An 18,459-nucleotide genomic window follows, 5' to 3' on the forward strand; every position below is an offset into this window, starting at 1 on the left:
GCCCGCTATTCTTCCCTGACATCCCCGTCTTGTCAACACTATTTTGACGCGATGTCGCAGGAAATCGTCGCTGCCCGCGTGCGCCCGGCCAGGACGCACGCACGCCTCAGACGTTGAAGCGGAAATGCAGGATGTCGCCTTCCTGCACGCGGTATTCCTTGCCCTCCAGGCGCAGACGCCCGGCTTCCTTGGCCCCGGCCTCGCCCTTGTACTTGATGAAGTCGTCGTAGGCGATGGTTTCAGCGCGAATGAAGCCCTTCTCGAAGTCGGTGTGGATCACCGCCGCGGCCTGCGGCGCGGTCGACCCGGCCTTGACCGTCCAGGCGCGCACTTCCTTCACCCCGGCGGTGAAGTAGGTCTGCAGCCCCAGCAAGGTGTAGCCGGCGCGGATCACCCGGTTCAGGCCGGGCTCGCTCAGGCCCAGGTCGGCCAGGAACGCATCGCGGTCGGCGTCGTCCAACTGCGACAGCTCTTCCTCGATCGCCGCCGACACCGGCACCACCTCGGCGCCCTCGGCGGCGGCATGCGCGCGCACGGCGTCCAGGTGCGGATTGTTCTCGAACCCGTCTTCCAGCACGTTGGCGATGTACATCACCGGCTTGAGCGTGAGCAGGAACAGGTCGCGCACCAGCGCCTTCTCCTCCTCGTCCAGGCCCGCATTGCGCCCGGCCTTGCCCTCGGCCAGCGCGGCCTGCAGCTTGGCCAGCACCGGCTTGCGCGCCGCCGCGTCCTTGTCGCCACCCTTGGCCGAACGCTCGGCGCGGTTGAGCGCCTTCTCCACGCTGTCCAGGTCGGCCAGGGCCAGCTCGGTGTCGATGGTCTCGATGTCCGAGACCGGGTCGACCTTGTTGTTCACGTGGATGATGTCGCCGTGCTCGAAGCAGCGCACCACGTGGGTGATCGCGTCGACTTCGCGAATGTGCGCCAGGAACTTGTTGCCCAGGCCTTCACCGCTGGCCGCACCGGCGACCAGGCCGGCGATGTCGACGAACTCGACCGCGGTCGGCACGACCTTCTGCGGATTGATGATCGCCGCCAGCGCGTTCAGACGCGGATCCGGCACCGGCACCACGCCCACGTTCGGCTCGATGGTGCAGAACGGAAAGTTGGCCGCGGCGATGCCCGCCTTGGTCAGCGCATTGAACAGGGTCGACTTGCCGACGTTGGGCAGGCCGACGATGCCGCATTTGATGCCCATGTGTGTAATCCGGGAATGGAGAATCGGGAATAGGGAATCGGAAAGCATAGCCGCCTTTCCATTCCCCATTCCCCATTCCCTATTTCCCCTGCGTATGCAACCGCTTCATCGCCTCGTTGAAGTCGCCCTGCACCGCCAGCGGCAACACCGCGATGGCGTCGTCGATGGCGCGATCGATGAGGATCTGGTCGTCCTTGCCGGCGCGTCCCAGCACCCAAGGCACCACCTTGTCCTTGTGCCCGGGATGGCCGATGCCGATGCGCAGGCGATGGAAGCCGGCATGTCCGAGCAGGCGGATGGTATCGCGCAGTCCGTTCTGGCCGCCGTGGCCGCCGTCGAACTTGAGCCGCGCCGTGCCCGGCGCCAGGTCCAGTTCGTCGTGCGCCAGCAGCGCCTGCGCCGGTTCGATCTTCCAGAAGCGCAGCGCGGCGGTCACCGACTTGCCACTGAGATTCATGAAGGTGGCCGGCTTTAGCAGCCATACCGCCTGCCCGGCGATCTCGACCTTGGCGGTCTCGCCGAACAGCTTGGCGTCCACGCTCCAGCGCGCGCCGGCCCGCTCGGCCAACGCGTCGACAAAACGAAACCCGGCGTTGTGCCGGGTGTTCGCGTGTTCGGCACCGGGATTGCCCAGGCCGACGATCAGCCGCAGACCAGTCATGCGCAATGCATCGCCGCGACGCCCGGACCGAAGGCCCGGACGCCGCGCAGGCGATTACTTGGCGTCCTTCTTGGCCGGCTCGGCGGCGGCCGCCGCGTCGGTGGCTTCCGGCTCTTCCTCGACACGGCCGTGCTTGGCGATGACCACCGCCACGTCGTGCTCCTTGCCCAGCTTCAGTTCCGGCAGCTCGACGCCGGCCGGCAGCTTCAGGTCGGACAGGTGGATCACGTCGCCGACCGACAGCGCGGACAGGTCGACTTCGACGAACTCCGGCAGGTCCTTCGGCAGGCACACGACCTGGATTTCGTTCAGCTCGTGGGTGACGACGACTTCAGCCGACTTGCCGGCCGGGGACACGTCCTCGTTGATGAAGTGCAGCGGCACCGAAGCGTGCAGCGCCTCGTTGTCGTTCACGCGCTGGAAGTCGATGTGCATGATCAGCTGCTTGAACGGGTGACGCTGCATATCGCGCAGCAGCACCTTCTGCACGTCGCCGTTCAGGCTCAGGCTGAGGATGGACGAATAGAACCAGTCGTTCTGGCTGGCCAGCCAGACTTCGTTGTGGTCGAGCTGGATGTTGACCGGCTTCAGCTCGCCACCGTAGACGATGGCCGGGATCAGGCCGTCGCGACGGAGGCGGCGGCTCGCACCCTTACCCTCGACCTCGCGGCGCTGAACCTTGATTTCATGCGTGGTTGCCATTTGTGTTTACTACCTTGGTTGAATGAACCGCCTCGCGGCGGTTTGAGGGACTCTTCCGCGACCAGAAGAGTCTGTGAAGCCGGGATTGGGGAATCGGGAATGGGGAATCGCAACAGCACAATGCCGCGCTCGGCCCATTCCCTATTCCCGATTCCCCATTCCCAGCCTTAATCGACGTACAACGAACTCACCGACTCGCCAAAGGCGATGCGGCGGATGGTTTCGGCCAGCAGCTCGGCGACGCTGAGCTGACGGATCTTGCCGCAGGCGCGGGCGGCCTCCGACAGCGGGATGGTGTCGGTGACCACCAGTTCGTCCAGCTGCGAATTGGTGATGTTGCTCACCGCCGGGCCCGACAGGACCGGGTGCGTGCAGTACGCGGCGACCTTCAGCGCGCCGCGCTCCTTCAGCGCGGCCGCGGCGGCACACAGGGTGCCGGCGGTGTCGACGATATCGTCGACCAGCACGCAGGTCTTGCCCTCGACGTCGCCGATGATGTTCATCACCGTGGACACGTTGGCGCGCGGGCGGCGCTTGTCGATGATCGCCAGGTCCGCATCGTCCAGGCGCTTGGCCACGGCGCGCGCGCGGACCACGCCGCCCACGTCCGGCGACACCACGATCAGGTTGTCGGTGCCGTAGGCGCGCCAGATGTCGGCCAGCAGCAGCGGGGAGGCGTAGACGTTGTCGACCGGGATGTCGAAGAAGCCCTGGATCTGGTCGGCGTGCAGGTCCACGGTCAGCACGCGGTCGGCATTGACCGCGCTGAACATCTTCGCCGCGACCTTGGCGGTGATCGGCACGCGCGAGGAGCGCATGCGCCGGTCCTGCCGCGAGTAGCCGAAGTACGGCACCACCGCGGTGACGCTGGCGGCGCTGGCGCGCTTGAGCGCGTCGATGATCACCAGCAGCTCCATGAGGTTCTCCGCGCTGGGCGCGCAGGTCGGCTGGATCACGAACACTTCCTGCCGGCGCACGTTCTCCTCGATCTCCACCTGCACTTCGCCGTCGGAGAAGCTGGAGACCATCGCCTTGCCTGGGCGCACGCCCAGCTCGCGGCAGATGCTTTTGGCCAGGGGCTTGTTGGCGTTGCCGGAGAACACCAGCAGGTTGCGTTGGTCTTGCATGAGGGTCTCTCGGGTGGCTGCAAAGAGCGTGTAGCGACGAAACGACGTGGAACCGGCGGCGGTCAGGCGGGGCGGCGCCGCGCCTGTCGGATCCGGCCGCGCATGCGCATGCAGGCGGATCCGCGTGGAACAATGGCAGGGGCGGTAGGATTCGAACCTACGAATGCCAGGATCAAAACCTGGTGCCTTGGGCCTCTTGGCGACGCCCCTGCGTAAACCTGTGCCAAGCCTCCAGCGCGTCGAGCAGCGGCGAACGCGGGACGCCGCCTGCCACCCAGGCGCGCATCCCATCCGGCAAGTCCGCCAGCGCGCGCACGGCGGCAGCGCGATCGGCGAACTCGACGAAACAACCGCTTCCCGATCCGGTCAAGCGTGGCGTGCCGATCCGCGCGAGCGCCTGGAACGTGGCCTGGACGGCCGGCTCGCGGCGAAGCAGGACCGGCTCGAACGCGTTGCCGAGCAGGAGACCTGAAACGAAGTCCGCTATTTTCGCGGGCGCAGCATCCCGCGTCAAATCGGGGGACTGGAACAGTGCCGCGGTGGGCACGTGCACCCCCGGATCGGCGAGCACATACCAGGCCGGCGGCAGCGCGAGCGGGGTCAACCGCTCCCCCACCCCCTCGGCCCAGGCGTCGCGCCCGCGCACGAACACCGGCACGTCCGCCCCCAGCGACAGGCCGAGCGCGGCCAGGGCATCCTCGTCCAGCCCAGCACCCCACAGCGCGTTCAGCGCCACCAGTGCGGTCGCCGCATCGGACGAGCCGCCCCCGAAGCCACCACCGGCCGGGATGCGCTTTTCGACGCGGATCTCCACACCTTGCGCGACATTCGCCGCTTTTTGCAGCAGCCGCGCAGCCCGCACCAGCAGGTCGTCGGCCTCGGCGACGCCGGCCACAGAGGGGCCGATCCGCGCCACCACCCCGTCGGGACGCAACCGCAGGTGCACCGTATCGCCCCAGTCCAGCAGCCGGAACACGGTCTGCAGCTGGTGGTAGCCATCGGCGCGGCGGCCGGTGATCTGTAGGAACAGGTTCAGCTTCGCCGGGGCCGGCCAGGACGACCAGCCCCCGTCGATGGTCCCACTCATGGCGCGGGCACGGTCCAGGCGTCGACCAGCAGGCGCACCTTGGCGTCGCCGTTGCGCGCCTCGATGCGCCGCGGCAGTGCCGGACGGCCGTCGCTAGGCGGGTACCAGTCCTGGAATTCGATCTCCCAGCCCATCTGCCGCAGCGTGTGCGGCCGCCCCTGCGCGTCGTAGTCGACCCGCTCCGGCGCCTGCGCGTCGGTCGCCACCAGCCCGCGCACCCAGTCCGGCAGCAGGTTGACCGGGATTTCCCAGCCGGTCGCCTCCAGCAGCAGTTGCTCGGCGTTCTCGCCCTCGCGCGGGCCGCCCTCCAACCCTTCCAGGCGCCCGGCCTCGGAGTGGCTGTCGCCGATCAGGCGCCAGCTCTGCCGGGTCACCGGCGCACTGAGCTGCACTTCGTACTGCCGCTGCCGCTGCGTCCAGTCGATGCGGCCGCTGCCGCCGTTGCGGCCCTTGGTGATCGCCACCCGACCCTGGAACGCCCAGTCCGGATGCGCCTGCAGCCACTGCACGCGTGCCGCCTCGGCCTGCTGCGCGGCGGCATCGGGCGCGGCGACGGCGACCGGCGCCGGGGCGCGCGTCGGCAGCGCACTGCAACCGGCCAGCAGCAGCGCGGCGGCCAGCGCCCAGGCGGTGCGCAGACCGAAGCTCACGACGCCACCTGTTCCAACGCGCGGCGCAGCGCGCGATTGTCCGGATCGAGCTTGCGCGCCTCCTCGAAATACTTGTTGGCTTCCTCGCGCTTACCCTGCTCCCACAGCACCTGGCCGATATGTGCGGCGATTTCCGGATCCTTGACCAGGCTCCAGGCGCGGCGCAGTTGCACCAACGCTTCCTGGGTCTTGCCGAGCCGGTACAGCACCCAGCCGTAGCTGTCGATGATCGCGGCATTGTCGGGATCGGCGGTGCGTGCGCGGTCGATCAGCTGTAGCGCCTCGCGGTAGCGCTTGGTACGGTCGGCCAGGGTGTAGCCGAGCGCATTCAGCGCCGCCACGTTCTCCGGCTCGGTGACCAGGATCTTGCGCAGGTCGGCTTCGGCGCGGTCGATGCGGTCGCGGCGCTCCCAGGCCAACCCGCGTGCGTACAGCAGCGCGTTGTCGTCCGGGTACGCGGCCAGGCCGCGCTCGAATACCTGCAGCTCGCCGGCGTCGTCGCCGCTGCGCTGGCGCAGTTCCGCCTCCAGCACGTAGGCGTCGCGGCGCGCGGCATCGTCGGCCTCGGCATCGTCCTGCAGCGCGCGCGCCTCGGCGAAGGCGGCGTCCTTCTGGCCGAGCGCGTACAGCGCGCCGGCGGCGCGCAGCCGCGCCTCGCTGCGCAGCGGGCCGCCCGGCACGCCGCGGTACCAGTCCACCGCTTCCTGGTTGCGCTTGAGGAACTCGGCGATCTTGCCGAGCAGCAGGCGCCGCTCCGGATCGGGCCGGTCGGCGCCCTTGCGCAGCTCGTCGTACAGCGCGGTCAGGGCGGCGTTGTCCTGCAGCTTGGCCAGCATCGAGGCGCGCAGTCCGTAGTTCTGGGTGGTCTGCGGCCCCAGCGCCAGCACCCGCGCCGCGGCAGCGGTGTCGCCGATCGCGTCGTAGGCGTAGGCCAGCGCGGTGCGCAGGTCCGGGTCGCCCGCCACCTTGGGCTCGACGCCCTGCAGCAGCACCCGCGCCTGTTCGGTCTTGCCCGCCTGCTGCAACTGCGTGGCATGCAGCAGCGCGACCCGCGGCTCCTGCGGGAAGCGCTTGACCAGTTGGTCGACGATGCGTTCGGCCAGCTTGGGCTGATCCAGGCGCAGCGCCAGACGCCCGAACTCCTGCCAGGCCTCGAGTTGGTCGGGGATGGCGTTGGCGTCGAGCAACTGGTCCAGGGCTTTGGCCGCCACCTCCGGATCGCGGTTGCCGCTGACCAGGGCGATCAGCGCGAAGCGCCAGCCGCGCGGGTCCTTGTCGCGCAGCAGGGCCACCAGCAGGCTGCGCGCCTGGCGCAGGTTGCCGTTGCGCAGGGCCAGCGCGGCCTCGGCGCTGCGCATGGCCAGCGACTCGGGCGCACGCTGCCGCCACAGCGCCAGGGCCTGGGCGGCGGCGGTGCTGTCGTTGGCCAGCATCGCGATGCGGGTGGCGCGTTCGGCCAGGCCGGCATCGCCCGGGCTGGCGTTGGCCGCCTGCAGGTACCAGCGCGAGGCGTCGGCCAGTTGCCCGGCCTGCAGGGCGAACTCGCCGGCCAGCACCGGCGTCATCACATCCTGAGCGGGGCTCGGCGCCTTGGCGGCGGCCGGTGCGGCCACGGCGGCGATTGCGGACAGCAACAGAAAGGTACGGATGCGAATCAGTGCGGGCATCGGAAGCGGCCGGGCCGTAAAATGGGGCCCTTGAATGGCCAGCAGCTTATCGCAAGCAACTGAACAGATGACGTTGTGGGTGCTCGGATTGAACCACCAGACCGCGCCGGTCGACCTGCGCGAACGGGTGGCATTCGCCGGCGATGCGTTGCCGCGCGCGCTGCAGTCGCTGCGCGCGCTGCCCGATGTCGCCGAAGCGGCGCTGCTGTCCACCTGCAACCGCACCGAGCTGTACGCCATCGCCAGCGATGCGCAGCACCTGGCCGACTGGCTGGACTCGCACGCCGCCGGCCTGCACGGCTACCTGTACCAGCACCAGGACGCGGACGCGGTGCGGCACCTGTTCCGGGTCGCCACCGGGCTGGACTCGATGGTGCTGGGCGAGCCGCAGATCCTCGGCCAGGTGAAGGACGCCTGGTCGCTGGCGCGCGAGCACGGGGCGATGGGCGGCCGCCTGGACCGGCTGTTCCAGCAGACCTTCTCGGTGGCCAAGCGCGCGCGCACCGACACCCGGGTCGGCGCCAATCCGGTGTCGGTCGCCTCCACCGCGGTGCGCCTGGCGCAGAACTCCTTCGCCCGGCTCAGCGAATCCACCGTGCTGCTGGTCGGCGCCGGCGAGACCATCGAGCTGGCCGCCAAGCATCTCAGCGAGGGCCGCGTGCGGCGCCTGCTGATCGCCAACCGCACCCTCGCCCACGCGCAGGAACTGGCCAGCCGCCACGGCGGCGTGGCGCTGCCGCTGAGCGAGCTGGAGCGCCACCTGCACGAGGCCGACGTGGTGTTCTCGGCCACCGCCGCGCGCGAGCCGGTAGTGACCCGGGCGCAGGTCGAGCAGGCGCTGCGCGCGCGCAAGCACAAGCCGATGCTGCTGTTCGACCTGGCGGTGCCGCGCGACATCGAGGCCGGCGTGGCCGACCTGGCCGACGCCTACCTGTACACCGTCGACGACCTGGAGCGCGCGGTCGAAGACAACCGCCGCGGCCGCCGCGAAGCCGCCGAGGCGGCCGAGGCGATCATCGACCTGCAGGTGGTGCGCTACATGGAGGCGCTGCAGGCCAGCACCCGGCAGGCGCCGCTCAAGCGCCTGCGCGCGCACGGCGACAACACCCGCGACGACGTGCTGGCCAAGGCGCGGCAACAACTGGCGCACGGCAAGCCCGCCGAGGAGGTGCTGGAGTTCCTCGCCAACACCCTGACCAACCGCCTGCTGCACCCGCCCACCGCGGCGCTGCGCGAGGCGGCGCTGCGCGGCGACGCCGACCTGGCCCGCGCCGCCGAGCGCCTGTTCCCGGAAAAGCCGGGCTATTTCCACCCGATCCTGAAGACCGATGACACCGACCCTGCGCCGTAAGCTGGAGGCGCTGGCCGAGCGTCGCGAAGAACTCGAACGCCTGCTGTCCGATCCCGAGGTGGTGAGCGACAACGCGCGTTTCCGCGACTACTCGCGCGAGTTCGCGCAACTGGAGCCGGTCGCCGCCGCGCTGGCCGCCGAGGCCGCGGCCAAGGCCGACCTGGCCTCGGCCGAGGCGATGCGCGCCGATCCGGAGCTGCGCGAGCTGGCCGAGGAGGAAATCGCCGCCGCGCAGGCGCGCCTGGCCGAGCTGGACGCGGAACTGGCGCTGCTGCTGGTACCGCGCGATCCGCGCGACGACGGCAACCTGTTCCTGGAAGTGCGCGCCGGTACCGGCGGCGACGAGGCGGCGATCTTCGCCGGCGACCTGTTCCGCATGTATGCCCGCTACGCCGAACGCCAGGGCTGGAAGGTCGAGGTGGAATCGGACAGCCCCGGCGAACACGGCGGCTACAAGGAGATCGTGGCGCGCATCGTCGGCCGCGGCGCCTACTCCAGGCTGAAGTTCGAATCCGGCACGCACCGCGTGCAGCGCGTGCCGGCCACCGAGTCGCAGGGCCGCATCCACACCTCCGCGGCGACGGTGGCGATCATCCCCGAGGCCGACGACGTGGAGGAGATCGCGATCAACCCGGCCGACCTGAAGATCGACACCTTCCGCTCCTCCGGCGCCGGCGGCCAGCACGTCAACAAGACCGAGTCGGCGATCCGCATCACCCACGTGCCGAGCGGCGTGGTGGTGGAGTGCCAGACCGAGCGCAGCCAGCACGCCAACCGCGACAAGGCGCTGAAGCGGCTCAAGGCGCAGCTGCTGGAGGCCGAACGCAGCAAGCAGGCCGCTGCCGAGGCGCAGGACCGCAAGCTGCAGGTCGGCAGCGGCGACCGCAGCCAGCGCATCCGCACCTACAACTTCCCGCAGGGCCGCATCACCGACCACCGTGTCGAGGGGCTGACCCTGTACGACCTGCCGAACGTGATCGAGGGCGACCTCGACGCGCTGATCGGGCGCCTGAGCCACGAGCACCAGGTCGACGAGCTGGCGCGGCTGAGCGACAGCCCATGAACCTGCGCGTGCGCCAGGCCGATGCGCACGACCTGCCGGCGCTGGCAGCGCTGTTCGACGCCTACCGCCAGTTCTACGGGCAGGCGCCGGATGCGGCGACCGCGCACGCCTTCCTGGCCGCGCGCCTGGCGCGCGCCGAGTCGGTCGTGCTGCTGGCCGAGCGCGCGGCGCAGGCCGCCGGCTTCGTGCAGCTGTACCCGTCCTTCTCCTCGGTGCGGGCGGCGCGGCTGTGGATCCTCAACGATCTGTACGTGGCGCCCGCCCATCGCCGCCACGGCGTGGCGCAGGCACTGCTGCACGCGGCCGAACGCCACGCCGCGGACGACGGCGCAGTGCGCATCGTGCTGGAGACGGCGCAGGACAATCTCAGCGCGCAGGCGCTGTACAGCGCCTGCGGCTGGCAGCAGGACCTGAGCGCACAGCACTACGCCAAGGCGCTGGTGCCATGAGCGTGCGCCGCCCACGACCGGTCGCGGCCATCGCGGCCGCATGAACGGCGGCGGCGCAGACGAACGCCTGCAGCTGCACGCCGCGGTGCGGCGCGATCCGCAGGATTTCCTGGCCTGGGTGATGCTCGCCGACGCCGAACTCGGTGCCGGCGCGGTGGCCGCCGGCGAACAGGCCGCGGTGCGCGCGCTGCAGTTGCGCCCGGGCCATCCGGAAGCGCTGGCGCGGCTTGGCCGGGTGCGCTGGACCCAGGGCCGCCATGCCGAGGCCGTGCAGGCGCTGCGCGAGGCGCTGCGGCAGGCGCCGCAGCACCCGGGCATCGCGGTCTGGCTGGGCCATGCCCTGGAAGACAATGGCGAGGCGGAAGCCGCGGCGCAGGCCTATGCGCACGCGCACGGCTTGCTGCCGCAGGAACCGTCGATCGCCGCCTACCTGCTGAACTGGCGGCGCAAGCTGTGCGACTGGCGCGGGCTGGACGCGCTGTCGCAGCAGGTGCGCAGCGCCGTGCGGCAGGGGCATCCGGCGATCGAACCGTTCGCCTTCCTCAACGAGGACGCGGGCGCGGACGAACAGCTGCGCTGCGCGCGCAACCGTGCCCAGGCGCTGGCCCGCACCCTGGCGCCACTGCCCGCTGCGCGGGTGCGCGGCGACGGTGCGCTGCGCATCGGCTTTCTGTCCAACGGGTTCGGCGCGCACCCCACCGGCCTGCTGAGCGTCGCCCTGTTCGAGCATTTGCGCGCGCATGCCGATCTGCAGGTGCACCTGTTCGCGCTCAACCACGACGACCGCAGCGCGCTGCGCGCGCGCCTGCAGGCCGCTGCGCATACCTGGCACACCGTGGCCGGGCAGCCGCATCGGCAGACCGCGCGGCAGATCCGCGACGCCGGCATCGACCTGCTGTTCGACCTGCGCGGCTGGGGCGGCGGCGGCGCGCCGGAAGTGCTCGCCCTGCGTCCGGCGCCGCTGCAGTTGAACTGGCTGGCCTACCCCGGCAGCTCCGGCGCGCCCTGGATCGACTACGTCGTCGGCGACGCCTACGCGTTGCCGCCGGCGCTGGCCGCGCACTACAGCGAGAAGGTGCTGCGGCTGCCGCGCGCGTTCCAGCCTTCCGACGACACCCGCCACATCGGCACCCCACCCGCACGCGGCGATTGCGGCCTGCCCGAGCGCGGCACCGTGTTCTGCTGTTTCAACAACAGCTACAAGCTCGGTCCGCACAGCGTGGCGCGGATGCTGGAGGTCCTGCGGCAAGTGCCGGACAGCGTGCTGTGGCTGTTGTCCGGCCCGGGCCAGGCCGACGACCGGCTGCGTGCGGCGGCCGCGGCAGCCGGCGTGGCGCCGACGCGCCTGTGCTTCATGCCCAAGCTGGCGCATCCGGACTACCTGGCGCGCTACCGGCACGCCGATCTGTTCCTGGACACGCATCCCTACAACGCGCACACCACCGCCTCCGACGCCCTGTGGGCCGGCTGCCCGGTGCTGACCTGCCCCGGCAGCACCTTCGCCGCCCGCGTGGCCGGCAGCCTCAACCATCATCTGGGCCTGGACGAGATGAACGCCGCCGACGATGCGGCATTCATCGCCACCGCGGTCCGCCTGGGTCGCGATCCCGCGGCGCTGCAAGCGCTGCGCGCACGGCTGCAGGCGCGACGCGCGGACAGCGGCCTGTTCGATATGCAAGGCTTCGCCCACGACTTCGCCACGTTGCTACGCGACACCGCGGCCCGCCACGGTTGGCAAGGCGCCGCGCCGACCTGACCGTGCTCGGCGGCGCCGCACGCGACGGCGGCGCATCACGCGGCGCGAAGGACGGCGACTTCGTCATCGGCATCGCCGCTACCGCCTGCGTACCGCCTCGTTGGATCGCGCCGCACGCGGCATCGCAACGCCCCGCCCGATGCAGACACGCCATCGCGACAGATCGCAGCGACGCGACTCACCGCAACCAGCGCGGAGCGCATCGCGCTCATGCCCAGCCCCGGCAGGCAGGCCCGTCACAGCACTTGACCTAAAGTCAACTTGAGGTTTGATACTGCGCGCACGCTCCCTGTGCAGACCTCGCGATGTCGCCATCGTTTTCCTCGCCCACGTCCCCTCCCCCGATCCCCACGCGCAGCGTGCTGCTCGCCGAGGCGCCCATCCCCGACCGGACCGCGCTGCTCGAATGCGTGCGCGGCCTGTGCGACCACCGCCTGCACGCCCTGACCTGGATGGAATCCCTGGGCGACACCCCCGACCTGCTGTACGCGCGCTGCAGCTGCGACGCGGCACCCGCATTGCACGGGCTGCTGCACGCACGCCTGCCGGCGCTGCGGCGGACGCTGCGCCGCTACCGGCGCATCCGCAGTGGCGTGTCCGCTCCGCATCGTGAGGCATCCTGCGTGGTGGTGACACGCGTTCGGACCCGCGATGCGACGCAGGCGCAGGGGCGCGCCGATGCCGCCTTCGCCGCATTACAGAACGGCGCGCACGCGCTGCGCGGGTTGCTCGCCGCGCACCTGTACCTGTCCGACGATGGCCGCATCCTGCTCGAATGCACCTCGTGGCACAGCGCCGACGCGCAGCGACGCGCACTGCAGCGCGCGCCCGAGCGCCTGCCGCTGGCCGCCGATCCGACTGCCAGCGTCCGCCGCTTCCGGCCACGTGCCCTGGCCCTGCCATGCGACGGAGCCCCGCCGGTCCATCTCCACGCCTGAATCGGCGAGTGCGTGTGCCCGCTGTCTACACGAGCACCGCCGCCTGCCCGGGACGACGTCCCGGTGCGCCACGCTACCGTGCCCGGGCGCTTGCGCCCGACGCTCCGCTCCATGCAATGCCGCCCCGGCCCGCGACGAGGCGCATTGCCCAGTGCAGCCGTTGCTGAAGCGCCTGCGCGCGCAGGCTGTACGCCGGCCGGGCGAGCCGCTAGGCTGCCGGCATGAGCGCCAACGCCGACTTCATCGCCTTGAACCTGTGCGTGCTGACCGTCTCGGACACGCGCACCCTCGACCAGGACAGCTCCGGCGACTACCTGATCGCCGCCCTCGGTGGCGCCGGCCATCGCCTGCATGCGCGGGAACTGCTGCCGGACGATCGCTATCGGATGCGCGCCACGGTCTCGGCCTGGATCGCCGACCCGCAGGTGGACGGCATCCTGGTCACCGGCGGCACCGGCTTCACCGGCCGCGATTCCACGCCCGAGGCGCTGCTGCCGCTGCTGGACAAGGAAATGCCGGGGTTCGGCGAGCTGTTCCGCGCGATCAGCGTCGAGGAGATCGGCACCTCCTCGCTGCAGTCGCGCGCCTTCGCCGGCCTGGCCAACGCCACCTTCCTGTTCTGCCTGCCCGGCTCCACCTCGGCTTGCCGTACCGCCTGGGAGCGGATCATCGCCGCGCAGCTGGATGCCCGCACCCGTCCTTGCAATCTGGCCACGCTGCGCCCGCGGCTGAAGGAATGACCTGGACTCCCGCATGCCCCTGGACACCACGTTGCGACTGCTGGCCAAGGCCAGCGGCATGAGCGCCGCCGACATCGCCGCGGCCATCCCGCGCGCTGGCGCGGCCACGGTCAAGGCCTGGATGGCGGGCGAGAAACTGCCCGGCCGCGCCCAGCTCACCGCGCTGGCGCGCACCTTCGGCGTCCCCGCCGGCGCGCTGCTCGGCGAACTGGCCAGCCAGCTGGACCCGGCGCGCACCCGCGGCGAACACGACCTGCTGCAGGCCTACCGCGCCCTCGACACCCGCCAGCAGGGCGCGCTGCTCGAAGTGGCGCGCAGCATGGCCGGCACCGCCCCCCGCAAGCGGAGCAACAAATGAGCCATCTGAAGCGCAAGCAGTACAAGGCCCTGATGCAACCGCTGCAGCTGGAACTGACGGCGATGGCGCAGGCGGTGCAGCACAGCGGCGAGCGCGTGCTGGTGCTGTTCGAAGGCCGCGACACCGCCGGCAAGGGCGGCGCGATCCAGGCCATCGCCGAACACCTCAATCCGCGCCAGTGCCGGGTGGTGGCGCTGCCCAAACCGACCGACCGCGAAGCCACGCAATGGTATTTCCAGCGCCACATCGCGCACCTGCCGGCGGCGGGCGAGATCGTGCTGATGGACCGCAGCTGGTACAACCGCGCCGGCGTGGAGCGGGTCATGGGCTACTGCAGCGATGCCGAGTACCACGCCTTCCTGCGCCAGACCCCGCTGTTCGAACGGCTGCTGGTGGACGACGGCATCCGCCTGTTCAAGTACTGGCTGTGCGTGGACCAGGCGCAGCAGGAAAAGCGCTTCGCCGAACGCCTGCACGACCCGTTGAAGGGCTGGAAGCTGTCGCCGGTGGACCTGAAGTCGCGCAGCCAGTACGCCGACTACACCCGCGCCCGCGAAGCGATGCTGGAGGCGACCCACCGCGACTACGCGCCATGGACCCTGGTGGACTTCAACGACCAGAAGCGCGGCCGCCTGACCCTGATCCGACACCTGCTCGACCAGCTGCCGGAAACTCGCCTGCACGAACCGGACCTGGACCTGCCGCCGCTGAAGCACAAGCTGCACAAGGAAAAGTTCGGGCTGCTGCAGCCGATCCCGTCGTATGAGGTCGGGAGCGGGGATTAGGGGATCGGGATTGAGTGAGGCATGCGGCGTGCAGTCCTAGTCCGACAGCAGGTTGCTGGGCACGTGCGGTCAGCTGCTTCGGAGAAGACGGGTCGCGGCTGAAGCCGCTCCTACGATGGATCTCGGCAAGGGAGTGCAACGCAGGCGCCTGCCTCGTGCAGGAGCGGCTTCAGCCGCGACGAGCGAAACCATCCACTCCTCTCGTCGCGCAAGCCGTCGGGACTGAAGGCCCTCCCACAAGGACTGCGCCTGATTCAGGACGGCTCGGATGGAGGCGCGGATTCACTCGCGGCACCACCACAGGTCAGCGTTCCGGGTCGCGGCTGAAGCCGCTCCTACCGCGGCCCGGCAGCGAAAGCGCGCACGCGCGCAGGGAAGCACGCATCCCCAATCCCGGGCGGCGGCCACGCCTCCCGGGCAACCACCGCTCTCACCCCGCCGCCTTCCCCTTGCCCTGGCCGGGCGCAGGACCACCCGCGGCGGCGATCGCGGCTTCGATGTCGCGGGCGGTGACCGGCCCCAGGAACTGCTTGGCGAGCTTGCCGTCGGGCGCGATCAGATAGGTCATCGGCAGGCCCCGCGGGGTGGCGAAGTCGGCCGGCGGCGCATAGGTGTCGACGATGACGATCGGATAGGCGACCGGATGCTGCTTCAGGAACGCCTGCATCTCCGCCGGCTCGATGTCCTCGTAGGCCAGGCCCACCACCTCGATGTTGTCGCGCATCACGTGCAAGGCCGACAGCTCCGGCATCTCCTTCAGGCACGGCGCGCACCAGGTCGCCCAGAAATTCACCACCACCCACTGCCCGCGGTGCGCGGCCAGGTCGTACTCGCGCCCGTCCACCGCCTTCATCTTCAGGGTCGGCTCGGGTCGGGTCTCCTGCACCACCGCCGGGCCGGCCGCCGGGGCGGCGGGCGCCTCCGGGGCGGGCGGGGTCTTGGGCGCGGAGGACGGTGCGGTGGTCGCGGCGCCGTCGGCCGGCTTGGGCGTGGGCTGGCGGTCGCACCCGGCCAGCAGCGCGACGGCGGCGAACAGCGGGAACAGCAGGCGCATGGCGGTCATGCAAGGTCTCCGATCTCGGTGTAGAGGTCGCCGACGCGACGCTTGAGCACGTCGCGCAACGGCAGGCGCAGTTCGTCCAGCGCGCGGCACGCCGCCTGCCCCAGGGCGTCGTCGCGGCATGGCAGATAGGTTTCGACGACGGGGATGCGCAGTTGGCAATTCTCGTACAACTCGGCCACCGGCACGTCGCCCAGGTCGCGGGCCAGCATCCAGTCGCCCTGCTCGGTGCGGCTGAGCAGGCGGATGCGTTCCAGCTCGCACAGCAGTTCCTGCACCAGCGCGTCGGTCAGCATCGGCTCCAGCTCCAGGATCCTGTCCTCCTGCAGCCCCTTGCCCTGCCGGCGCGCCTGGGCGAAGCGCCCGAGCAGGCGCAGCAGGCCGTAGATCTCGTAACCGGCCGGCAGGCGCATCGAGACCGGCTGGTAGCGGAAGGCGGCGATCGAGGAGGACACCGAGGCGCCGAGCAGGATCGCGATCCAGCTCAGATAGATCCACAGCAGGAAGATCGGCACGAACGCGACCGTACCGTAGATGCGCTGGTAGGACTGGAAGCTGCCCAGGTACAGGCTCAGCCCCCACTTCACCAGTTCCAGCAGCAGCACCGCCAGCAGCGCGCCCGGCACCGCGTGGCGCAGCTTGACCGGGTGGTGCGGCACCACCCGGTACACCAGGGTGATGCAGACGAACTCGATCAGCACCGGCGCCACGCTCAGCACCACCTGCGCCAGCAGCCGGCCCTCGCTGGTCTTGAACAGCGGCAGCGCGAAAAAGCGCGCCGACACCGCCAGCGACGCCGCGGCCAGCAGCGCGCCCAGGGTCAGCACCGTCCAGTACACCAGGAAGCGGGTCAGCTGCGGCCGCGCCGAGACCACCCGCCAGATCTGGTTGAAGGTCTGCTCGACGCTGTTGAGGGTGATCAGCAGCGAGACCACCAGCGCGATCACGCCGGCGGTGGTCAGCTGCCCGGCGCTGGCCGAGAACTGCCGCAGGTAGGACTCCACCGAGCGCGCCGCGGCCGGCACGAAGTTGGAGAAGATGTAGTCGCTGAGCTGGTCGCTCCACTTGTCGAACACCGGGAACGCCGACAGCACCCCGAACACCACCACCGCCAGCGGCACCAGCGCGAAGATGGTGGTGTAGGCCAGCGAGGCCGCGGCCTGGAACAGGCGGTCGTCGATGAAACGCCGCCACAGGAAACCGGCGAAGCTGCGCATGCGCGCGCGGTCGCGCAGGCGATCGGCCCAGAGATTGACGGTGTCCAGCGGCTGCATCGGGCAAGGGTACCCGATGCGCACGGACGCCGGCATCGTCGATACTGGCGGCCGTTTCGATCCACGAGGGGGCCGCATGGCCGAGATTCTGGTGCTGTACTACAGCCGCGGCGGCTCGGTGGCGCGGCTGGCGCGGCAGATCGCGCGCGGCGTCGGCGAGGTGCCGGGCATGGCCGCGCGCCTGCGCACCGTGCCGCCGGTGGCCGCGGTCACCCAGACCAGCGCACCGCCGGTGCCCGACAGCGGCGCGCCGTACGTGGATGCCAGCGACCTGCGCGAGTGCGTGGGCCTGGCGCTGGGCAGCCCGACCCGCTTCGGCAACATGGCCGCGCCGGTCAAACACTTCATCGACGGCCTCGGCGCCGACTGGGCCAGCGCCACCCTCGCCGGCAAGCCGGCGGCGGTGTTCACCTCGACCGCCTCCCTGCACGGCGGCCAGGAAGCCACCCTGCTGTCGATGCACCTGCCGCTGCTGCACCACGGCTGCCTGATCGTCGGCATTCCCTACACCGAACCCCTGCTCAGCAGCACCCGCAGCGGCGGCACCCCGTACGGGGCCAGCCACGTCGCCGGCGCCGATGACGATCCGCAGCCCAGCGAGGAAGAAGCGCAGCTGGCGCGCGCGCTCGGCCGGCGCCTGGCCGACATCGCGCAGCGATTGGCGGCGCCATGAGCGGCGCGCGCCCGCAGGTGGCGCTGGGGGCGACGCTGCTGGCGCTGGCGGCGCTGTTCGCGGCCTGGTTCCACGACGATCGCCACCGTCTCGCCGCGCTGCTGGTGTTCGCGCTGCCGCCGCTGCTGCTCGCCGTGGGCGTGTTGCGCGGTTCGGCGCTGGCACGGTTCTGGAGCGGCGTCGGCGCGCTGCTATGGTTCAGCCACGGCGTGATGACCGCCTGGAGCCACCCGCCGCAGCGCGGCTACGGCTGGGCCGAACTGCTGCTGGCGCTGCTGGTGGTGGGGTTGTCCAGCGCGCCGGGCATCCGCGCGCGCTTCGCCCGCCGCCGCGGCACGGCCGGGCGCGACTGAGCGGCCGCCCCGCCGCGCCCGGTATCATGGCGGCCTGCGCGGCCACGGCCGCGCCCCGACATGCTTCTAGGAACGGCAATGGAAGAACTCCTGATCGTCACCACCGGCGGCACGATCGACAAGATCTACTTCGACGACAAGTCCGACTACCAGATCGGCGACCCGCAGATCGGCCAGATCCTCAAGGAACTGGGCGTGACCTTCCGCTTCACCGTGATCCCGATCATCCGCAAAGATTCGCTGCACATCACCGACGAAGACCGCGAACTGATCCGCGCCACCATCGCCGCGCAATCCGCGCGCCATGTGCTGATCACCCACGGCACCGACTCGATGGTGCAGACCGGCAAGGTGCTGCAGGCGATCGAGGGCAAGACCATCGTGATGACCGGCGCGCTGAACCCGGCGCGCTTCCGCGGCTCCGACGCCGAGTTCAACATCGGCTGCGCGGTCGGTGCGGTGCAGTCGCTGCCGGCGGGCGTCTACATCGCCATGAACGGGCGGATCTGGGACCCGCAGCAGGTGCGCAAGAACGTGGCGGCGAACCGCTTCGAAGCGATCTGAGCG

Annotated in this window: 20 protein-coding genes and 1 tRNA gene; 11 read left to right on the forward strand and 10 right to left on the reverse strand. The window is 70.6% G+C overall.

Annotation, left to right across the window (positions count from 1 at the left end; genetic code table 11):
* Positions 1 to 106: 106 nt before the first annotated feature.
* The 8 genes from ychF to AC1PME_RS16645 all read right to left on the reverse strand — a co-directional run bounded on the left by ychF (position 107) and on the right by AC1PME_RS16645 (position 7,092).
* Entirely contained in the window at positions 107 to 1,198 is a 1,092-nt protein-coding gene (gene ychF, locus AC1PME_RS16610) for a redox-regulated ATPase YchF (RefSeq protein WP_010341267.1), read from the reverse strand.
* A 79-nt stretch (positions 1,199 to 1,277) separates the two neighbouring features.
* Positions 1,278 to 1,859, reverse strand: coding sequence for an aminoacyl-tRNA hydrolase (gene pth / locus AC1PME_RS16615; RefSeq protein WP_254458963.1), 582 nt, complete (start codon positions 1,857 to 1,859; stop codon positions 1,278 to 1,280).
* 54 nt (positions 1,860 to 1,913) lie between these two features.
* Positions 1,914 to 2,561, reverse strand: a complete 648-nt coding sequence (locus AC1PME_RS16620) for a 50S ribosomal protein L25/general stress protein Ctc (protein ID WP_254458964.1) — start codon at positions 2,559 to 2,561, stop codon at positions 1,914 to 1,916.
* Positions 2,562 to 2,728: 167 nt separating this feature from the next.
* Positions 2,729 to 3,688: a ribose-phosphate diphosphokinase gene (locus tag AC1PME_RS16625; RefSeq protein ID WP_160966991.1), complete on the reverse strand. Its 960-nt coding sequence runs from the start codon at positions 3,686 to 3,688 to the stop codon at positions 2,729 to 2,731.
* Positions 3,689 to 3,821: 133 nt separating this feature from the next.
* Positions 3,822 to 3,898, reverse strand: a tRNA-Gln gene (locus AC1PME_RS16630).
* On the reverse strand, positions 3,861 to 4,775 hold the full coding sequence (ispE, locus tag AC1PME_RS16635; protein WP_481096453.1) for a 4-(cytidine 5'-diphospho)-2-C-methyl-D-erythritol kinase: 915 nt from the start codon (positions 4,773 to 4,775) through the stop codon (positions 3,861 to 3,863). Before ispE ends, AC1PME_RS16630 begins: the two co-directional genes overlap by 38 nt.
* Positions 4,772 to 5,425, reverse strand: a complete 654-nt coding sequence (lolB, locus tag AC1PME_RS16640) for a lipoprotein insertase outer membrane protein LolB (RefSeq protein ID WP_481096454.1) — start codon at positions 5,423 to 5,425, stop codon at positions 4,772 to 4,774. The genes ispE and lolB overlap by 4 nt, the downstream gene beginning before the upstream one ends.
* Positions 5,422 to 7,092 carry a tetratricopeptide repeat protein gene (locus AC1PME_RS16645; RefSeq protein ID WP_481096455.1) on the reverse strand — a complete coding sequence of 557 codons (1,671 nt, stop codon included), beginning with the start codon at positions 7,090 to 7,092 and terminating at the stop codon, positions 5,422 to 5,424. Before AC1PME_RS16645 ends, lolB begins: the two co-directional genes overlap by 4 nt.
* Positions 7,093 to 7,159: 67 nt before the next feature.
* On the opposite strand from AC1PME_RS16645, the gene hemA reads away from it, so the two are divergent.
* The 8 genes from hemA (at position 7,160) to ppk2 (ending at position 14,532) form a co-directional block, all read left to right on the forward strand.
* Positions 7,160 to 8,443 (forward strand): glutamyl-tRNA reductase, encoded by a 1,284-nt coding sequence (gene hemA, locus AC1PME_RS16650; RefSeq protein ID WP_254458968.1) that lies wholly within the window; start codon positions 7,160 to 7,162, stop codon positions 8,441 to 8,443.
* The gene (gene prfA / locus AC1PME_RS16655) at positions 8,421 to 9,506 is read left to right on the forward strand and encodes a peptide chain release factor 1 (protein WP_254458969.1); all 1,086 of its coding nucleotides are present in this window, start codon (positions 8,421 to 8,423) and stop codon (positions 9,504 to 9,506) included. The genes hemA and prfA overlap by 23 nt, the downstream gene beginning before the upstream one ends.
* Positions 9,503 to 9,955 (forward strand): N-acetyltransferase family protein, encoded by a 453-nt coding sequence (locus AC1PME_RS16660; RefSeq protein WP_481096456.1) that lies wholly within the window; start codon positions 9,503 to 9,505, stop codon positions 9,953 to 9,955. Before prfA ends, AC1PME_RS16660 begins: the two co-directional genes overlap by 4 nt.
* Before the next feature lie 40 nt (positions 9,956 to 9,995).
* On the forward strand, positions 9,996 to 11,711 hold the full coding sequence (locus AC1PME_RS16665) for an O-linked N-acetylglucosamine transferase, SPINDLY family protein (RefSeq protein ID WP_481096457.1): 1,716 nt from the start codon (positions 9,996 to 9,998) through the stop codon (positions 11,709 to 11,711).
* Positions 11,712 to 12,016: 305 nt separating this feature from the next.
* On the forward strand, positions 12,017 to 12,649 hold the full coding sequence (locus AC1PME_RS16670; protein WP_481096458.1) for a hypothetical protein: 633 nt from the start codon (positions 12,017 to 12,019) through the stop codon (positions 12,647 to 12,649).
* Between the two features lie 221 nt (positions 12,650 to 12,870).
* Positions 12,871 to 13,389 (forward strand): molybdenum cofactor biosynthesis protein B, encoded by a 519-nt coding sequence (gene moaB / locus AC1PME_RS16675; RefSeq protein ID WP_307552130.1) that lies wholly within the window; start codon positions 12,871 to 12,873, stop codon positions 13,387 to 13,389.
* A 13-nt stretch (positions 13,390 to 13,402) separates the two neighbouring features.
* Positions 13,403 to 13,747 carry a helix-turn-helix domain-containing protein gene (locus tag AC1PME_RS16680; protein ID WP_307552132.1) on the forward strand — a complete coding sequence of 115 codons (345 nt, stop codon included), beginning with the start codon at positions 13,403 to 13,405 and terminating at the stop codon, positions 13,745 to 13,747.
* Positions 13,744 to 14,532, forward strand: a complete 789-nt coding sequence (gene ppk2, locus AC1PME_RS16685; protein ID WP_209032069.1) for a polyphosphate kinase 2 — start codon at positions 13,744 to 13,746, stop codon at positions 14,530 to 14,532. The genes AC1PME_RS16680 and ppk2 overlap by 4 nt, the downstream gene beginning before the upstream one ends.
* Positions 14,533 to 14,962: 430 nt before the next feature.
* Here ppk2 and AC1PME_RS16690 read toward each other — a convergent pair whose 3' ends face one another.
* Entirely contained in the window at positions 14,963 to 15,595 is a 633-nt protein-coding gene (locus tag AC1PME_RS16690; protein ID WP_481096459.1) for a TlpA family protein disulfide reductase, read from the reverse strand.
* Positions 15,592 to 16,866, reverse strand: coding sequence for a YihY family inner membrane protein (locus tag AC1PME_RS16695; RefSeq protein ID WP_481098134.1), 1,275 nt, complete (start codon positions 16,864 to 16,866; stop codon positions 15,592 to 15,594). Before AC1PME_RS16695 ends, AC1PME_RS16690 begins: the two co-directional genes overlap by 4 nt.
* Positions 16,867 to 16,942: 76 nt before the next feature.
* On the opposite strand from AC1PME_RS16695, the gene wrbA reads away from it, so the two are divergent.
* The 3 genes from wrbA to AC1PME_RS16710 all read left to right on the forward strand — a co-directional run bounded on the left by wrbA (position 16,943) and on the right by AC1PME_RS16710 (position 18,456).
* Positions 16,943 to 17,539 (forward strand): NAD(P)H:quinone oxidoreductase, encoded by a 597-nt coding sequence (gene wrbA, locus AC1PME_RS16700; protein WP_160959182.1) that lies wholly within the window; start codon positions 16,943 to 16,945, stop codon positions 17,537 to 17,539.
* Positions 17,536 to 17,892 (forward strand): DUF2069 domain-containing protein, encoded by a 357-nt coding sequence (locus AC1PME_RS16705; protein WP_254458976.1) that lies wholly within the window; start codon positions 17,536 to 17,538, stop codon positions 17,890 to 17,892. The genes wrbA and AC1PME_RS16705 overlap by 4 nt, the downstream gene beginning before the upstream one ends.
* A gap of 78 nt (positions 17,893 to 17,970) precedes the next feature.
* On the forward strand, positions 17,971 to 18,456 hold the full coding sequence (locus tag AC1PME_RS16710) for an asparaginase domain-containing protein (protein WP_307552138.1): 486 nt from the start codon (positions 17,971 to 17,973) through the stop codon (positions 18,454 to 18,456).
* Positions 18,457 to 18,459 lie beyond the last annotated feature (3 nt).

It is taken from the genome of Xanthomonas sp. NCPPB 901 (assembly GCF_056725085.1).

Excerpts from the sequence above, each read along its gene's own strand:
- ychF (WP_010341267.1), bottom strand. The coding sequence starts at position 1,198 with ATGGGCATCAAATGCGGCATCGTCGGCCTGCCCAACGTCGGCAAGTCG.
- pth (WP_254458963.1), bottom strand. The coding sequence starts at position 1,859 with ATGACTGGTCTGCGGCTGATCGTCGGCCTGGGCAATCCCGGTGCCGAA.
- AC1PME_RS16620 (WP_254458964.1), bottom strand. The coding sequence starts at position 2,561 with ATGGCAACCACGCATGAAATCAAGGTTCAGCGCCGCGAGGTCGAGGGT.
- AC1PME_RS16625 (WP_160966991.1), bottom strand. The coding sequence starts at position 3,688 with ATGCAAGACCAACGCAACCTGCTGGTGTTCTCCGGCAACGCCAACAAG.
- ispE (WP_481096453.1), bottom strand. The coding sequence starts at position 4,775 with ATGAGTGGGACCATCGACGGGGGCTGGTCGTCCTGGCCGGCCCCGGCG.
- AC1PME_RS16645 (WP_481096455.1), bottom strand. The coding sequence starts at position 7,092 with ATGCCCGCACTGATTCGCATCCGTACCTTTCTGTTGCTGTCCGCAATC.
- hemA (WP_254458968.1), top strand. The coding sequence starts at position 7,160 with ATGACGTTGTGGGTGCTCGGATTGAACCACCAGACCGCGCCGGTCGAC.
- prfA (WP_254458969.1), top strand. The coding sequence starts at position 8,421 with ATGACACCGACCCTGCGCCGTAAGCTGGAGGCGCTGGCCGAGCGTCGC.
- AC1PME_RS16660 (WP_481096456.1), top strand. The coding sequence starts at position 9,503 with ATGAACCTGCGCGTGCGCCAGGCCGATGCGCACGACCTGCCGGCGCTG.
- AC1PME_RS16665 (WP_481096457.1), top strand. The coding sequence starts at position 9,996 with ATGAACGGCGGCGGCGCAGACGAACGCCTGCAGCTGCACGCCGCGGTG.
- AC1PME_RS16670 (WP_481096458.1), top strand. The coding sequence starts at position 12,017 with ATGTCGCCATCGTTTTCCTCGCCCACGTCCCCTCCCCCGATCCCCACG.
- moaB (WP_307552130.1), top strand. The coding sequence starts at position 12,871 with ATGAGCGCCAACGCCGACTTCATCGCCTTGAACCTGTGCGTGCTGACC.
- AC1PME_RS16680 (WP_307552132.1), top strand. The coding sequence starts at position 13,403 with ATGCCCCTGGACACCACGTTGCGACTGCTGGCCAAGGCCAGCGGCATG.
- ppk2 (WP_209032069.1), top strand. The coding sequence starts at position 13,744 with ATGAGCCATCTGAAGCGCAAGCAGTACAAGGCCCTGATGCAACCGCTG.
- AC1PME_RS16690 (WP_481096459.1), bottom strand. The coding sequence starts at position 15,595 with ATGACCGCCATGCGCCTGCTGTTCCCGCTGTTCGCCGCCGTCGCGCTG.
- AC1PME_RS16695 (WP_481098134.1), bottom strand. The coding sequence starts at position 16,866 with ATGCAGCCGCTGGACACCGTCAATCTCTGGGCCGATCGCCTGCGCGAC.
- wrbA (WP_160959182.1), top strand. The coding sequence starts at position 16,943 with ATGGCCGAGATTCTGGTGCTGTACTACAGCCGCGGCGGCTCGGTGGCG.
- AC1PME_RS16705 (WP_254458976.1), top strand. The coding sequence starts at position 17,536 with ATGAGCGGCGCGCGCCCGCAGGTGGCGCTGGGGGCGACGCTGCTGGCG.
- AC1PME_RS16710 (WP_307552138.1), top strand. The coding sequence starts at position 17,971 with ATGGAAGAACTCCTGATCGTCACCACCGGCGGCACGATCGACAAGATC.